Source organism: Neisseria sp. HMSC70E02 (genome assembly GCF_001838645.1).
In the GTDB taxonomy this organism is placed as follows: Bacteria; Pseudomonadota; Gammaproteobacteria; order Burkholderiales; family Neisseriaceae; genus Neisseria; species Neisseria macacae.
Genome location: NZ_KV838069.1, coordinates 1 through 3,516 on the forward strand (window position 1 = coordinate 1; position 3,516 = coordinate 3,516).

Genomic DNA, 3,516 nt, shown 5'->3' on the forward strand with positions numbered 1-3,516 from the left:
TTACGTGCGGTTTGCTACGTTCAAATTTTTCCTTAGCCATGAGCTAATTCCTTTACATTAAAGATCGATTAAAGAACAGAGGTCGTCTGAAAAATCATTTCAGCCTTTCAGACGACCTATTTGCCTGATTAGCCTTTACGGGCTTCAGTTACAGCAGCAGCTATGTGGGCAGGAGCTTCAGAATATTTCTTGAACTCCATAGAGTAAGTAGCGCGGCCTTGGGTTGCAGAACGCAGGTCGGTAGAATAACCGAACATTTCTGCCAGAGGTACTTCGGCACGGACTTTTTTACCGCCGATACCGTCATCATCCATACCCAATACGACGCCGCGACGACGGTTCAAGTCGCCCATTACGTCACCCATGTATTCTTCAGGAGTTTCCACTTCAACTGCCATGATTGGCTCAAGCAGAGCAGGATTGGCTTTACGCATACCTTCTTTGAAGGCTTGGGAAGCAGCCAATTCGAAGGCCAGTTGAGAGGAGTCGACGTCGTGTGAAGAACCGAAGATCAAACGTACGCGTACGTCAACTACTGGGTAGCCTGCAACAATACCGTTAGGCAGGGTATCGCGGATACCTTTATCGACAGACGGAATGAATTCGCGAGGAATCACACCACCTTTAATTTCGTCGATAAATTCGTAACCTGCGCCACCCGGCTCCATAGGTTCCATTTTGATCACAACGTGACCGTATTGACCTTTACCACCGGATTGTTTGGCGTGTTTGTATTCGGCTTCAACTTCTTTGCGGATGGTTTCGCGGTAAGCCACTTGAGGCGCACCGATATTCGCTTCCACGCCGAATTCGCGTTTCATACGGTCAACAATAATTTCCAAGTGCAGCTCACCCATACCGGAAATAATGGTTTGACCGGATTCCTCGTCTGTACGGACACGGAAAGAAGGGTCTTCCTTAGCCAGACGGTTCAAGGCGATACCCATTTTCTCTTGGTCGGCTTTGGTTTTCGGCTCAACGGCAATATGGATTACCGGCTCAGGGAATTCCATACGTTCCAAGATGATCGGCGCGCTTTCTGCACACAAGGTTTCACCGGTAGTAACGTCTTTCAGACCGATAGCGGCTGCGATGTCGCCAGCACGTACTTCCTCGATTTCAGTACGGTCTGCAGCAGTCATTTGTACCAAACGACCGATACGTTCACGAGTACCTTTTACAGAGTTCAATACGGTATCACCGGATTTCACGACGCCAGAGTAAACGCGGATGAAAGTCAGCTGACCAACGTATTTGTCGTTCAACATTTTGAACGCTAATGCAGAGAATTTCTCTTCATCGCTGGCTTGGCGGCTGTCGGCTTCTTCAGTGTTAGGGTTAACACCTTGAACCGGAGGAATATCGGTAGGAGCAGGCAGCAATTCTACAACTGCGTCCAACATACGTTGAACACCTTTGTTTTTAAATGCGGAACCGCACAACATCGGCTGAATTTCGCCTGCCAAAGTACGTTGACGCAATGCCCCTACGATTTCTTCCTCGGTCAGCTCGTCGCCGCCCAAGTATTTGTCCATCAATTCTTCGCTGGCTTCAGCTGCGGCTTCAATCATGTTTTGACGCCATTCTTCAGCAGTTTCAACCAATTCAGCGGGAATGTCGCCATAGGTAAAGGTTGTACCTTTATCGGCTTCATTCCAGATGATAGATTTCATTTTCAGCAGGTCAACAACACCGGTGAAACTGTCTTCTGCGCCTACCGGAATAACGATAGGTACTGGGTTTGCGCGCAAACGGGTTTTCATTTGCTCGACAACGCGGAAGAAGTTGGCACCTTGACGGTCCATTTTATTTACAAACGCCAAGCGTGGAACTTGGTATTTGTTGGCTTGACGCCATACGGTTTCAGATTGCGGTTGAACACCACCCACCGCACAGTAAACCATTACCGCACCATCCAATACACGCATAGAACGCTCTACCTCTACGGTAAAGTCAACGTGTCCTGGTGTGTCGATAATGTTGAAGCGGTGTTCTGGGAATTGTTTCGCCATACCGGACCAGTAGGAAGTAACGGCAGCGGAGGTAATGGTAATACCACGCTCTTGCTCTTGTTCCATGTAGTCGGTAGTAGCCGCGCCATCATGTACCTCGCCCAATTTGTGGGTCAAACCGGTATAGAACAAAATACGTTCTGTAGTAGTGGTTTTACCCGCGTCAATATGGGCGGAAATACCGATGTTGCGGTACAGGCTGATCGGGGTCTTACGAGCCATTTTATTAGCCTTTCAAAATTAGAAACGGAAGTGAGAGAATGCTTTGTTGGCTTCAGCCATGCGGTGTACTTCTTCACGTTTTTTCAACGCACCGCCACGACCTTCGGACGCATCAATCAACTCGCCTGCCAAACGCAGGTCCATGGATTTCTCACCACGTTTGCGGGCTGCATCGCGAACCCAGCGCATTGCAAGAGCCAGACGGCGTGAAGGACGAACCTCAACAGGAACTTGGTAGTTTGCACCACCCACACGGCGGCTTTTCACTTCCACGATAGGTTTGGCGTTTGCAATGGCTTCGTTGAATACTTCGATTGCTGCTTTGCCGGTTTTTTTCTCAATTTGCTCCAATGCACCGTAAACGATACGTTCGGCAACAGATTTTTTACCGTCAATCATCAATACGTTCATGAATTTAGTCAGCTCGACGCTGCCGAATTTAGGATCAGGCAACACATCGCGCTTGGGGACTTCTCTACGTCTTGGCATTTTAATTTCCTTTAATCTATTCAGTCGGGTCAATTCCCATGAATACCCAAAAGAGTATTCACTTACTCGGCCGTTGTTCAGCTTAGGCGGCCGACGTGCCTATTTAAGTCCCTGTAATTATTTAGGACGCTTAGCACCGTATTTAGAACGGGCTTGTTTACGGTCTTTAACACCTGCAGTATCCAAGGAACCGCGTACAGTGTGGTAACGTACACCCGGCAAGTCTTTTACACGACCGCCGCGAATCAGTACGACGCTGTGCTCTTGCAGGTTATGGCCTTCACCGCCGATGTATGAAATGACTTCAAAACCGTTGGTCAGACGAACTTTACATACTTTACGCAATGCAGAGTTAGGTTTTTTAGGGGTAGTCGTGTATACACGGGTGCATACGCCGCGTTTTTGCGGACAGGCTTCCAGTGCAGGCACTTTGTTTACGTACACGGGCTTTTGACGGCCTTTGCGTACCAATTGGTTGATAGTTGGCATATTTTCTCGTCCTGTTGAGTTAAATACTTGCCGACACCATGTCGGCAAGAGTGGAATTATATTTTTATTGCAAGAGTTTAGTCAAGCAAACGGTAGAGAAAAGTTGGTATTTTGTATTAACTAAGAACTATTTAGCAACTGAGGTCGTCTGAAATGGATAAAGAGTTCTCAAACTCTGCACTCCCTATTTCAGACGACCTTTATTAAAAATAAGTCAGTTCGCAACTCCATTAGAGCCACCTTTCCCACCGTACTTTTCACAACGGCATTGATATAGTGGATTAAATTTAAATCAGGACAAGGC

3 protein-coding genes are annotated in these 3,516 nt (G+C 47.6%); all 3 read right to left on the bottom strand.

Annotation, left to right across the window (positions count from 1 at the left end; genetic code table 11):
• Positions 1–128: 128 nt before the first annotated feature.
• The 3 genes from fusA to rpsL all read right to left on the bottom strand — a co-directional run bounded on the left by fusA (position 129) and on the right by rpsL (position 3,212).
• Positions 129–2,234 carry an elongation factor G gene (fusA, locus tag HMPREF3277_RS02060; RefSeq protein WP_003760496.1) on the bottom strand — a complete coding sequence of 702 codons (2,106 nt, stop codon included), beginning with the start codon at positions 2,232–2,234 and terminating at the stop codon, positions 129–131.
• A gap of 18 nt (positions 2,235–2,252) precedes the next feature.
• Positions 2,253–2,723, bottom strand: a complete 471-nt coding sequence (rpsG, locus tag HMPREF3277_RS02065) for a 30S ribosomal protein S7 (protein ID WP_003745196.1) — start codon at positions 2,721–2,723, stop codon at positions 2,253–2,255.
• A gap of 117 nt (positions 2,724–2,840) precedes the next feature.
• A complete protein-coding gene (gene rpsL / locus HMPREF3277_RS02070) occupies positions 2,841–3,212 on the bottom strand; it encodes a 30S ribosomal protein S12 (protein ID WP_002218431.1) in 372 nt (123 codons plus the stop codon).
• Positions 3,213–3,516 lie beyond the last annotated feature (304 nt).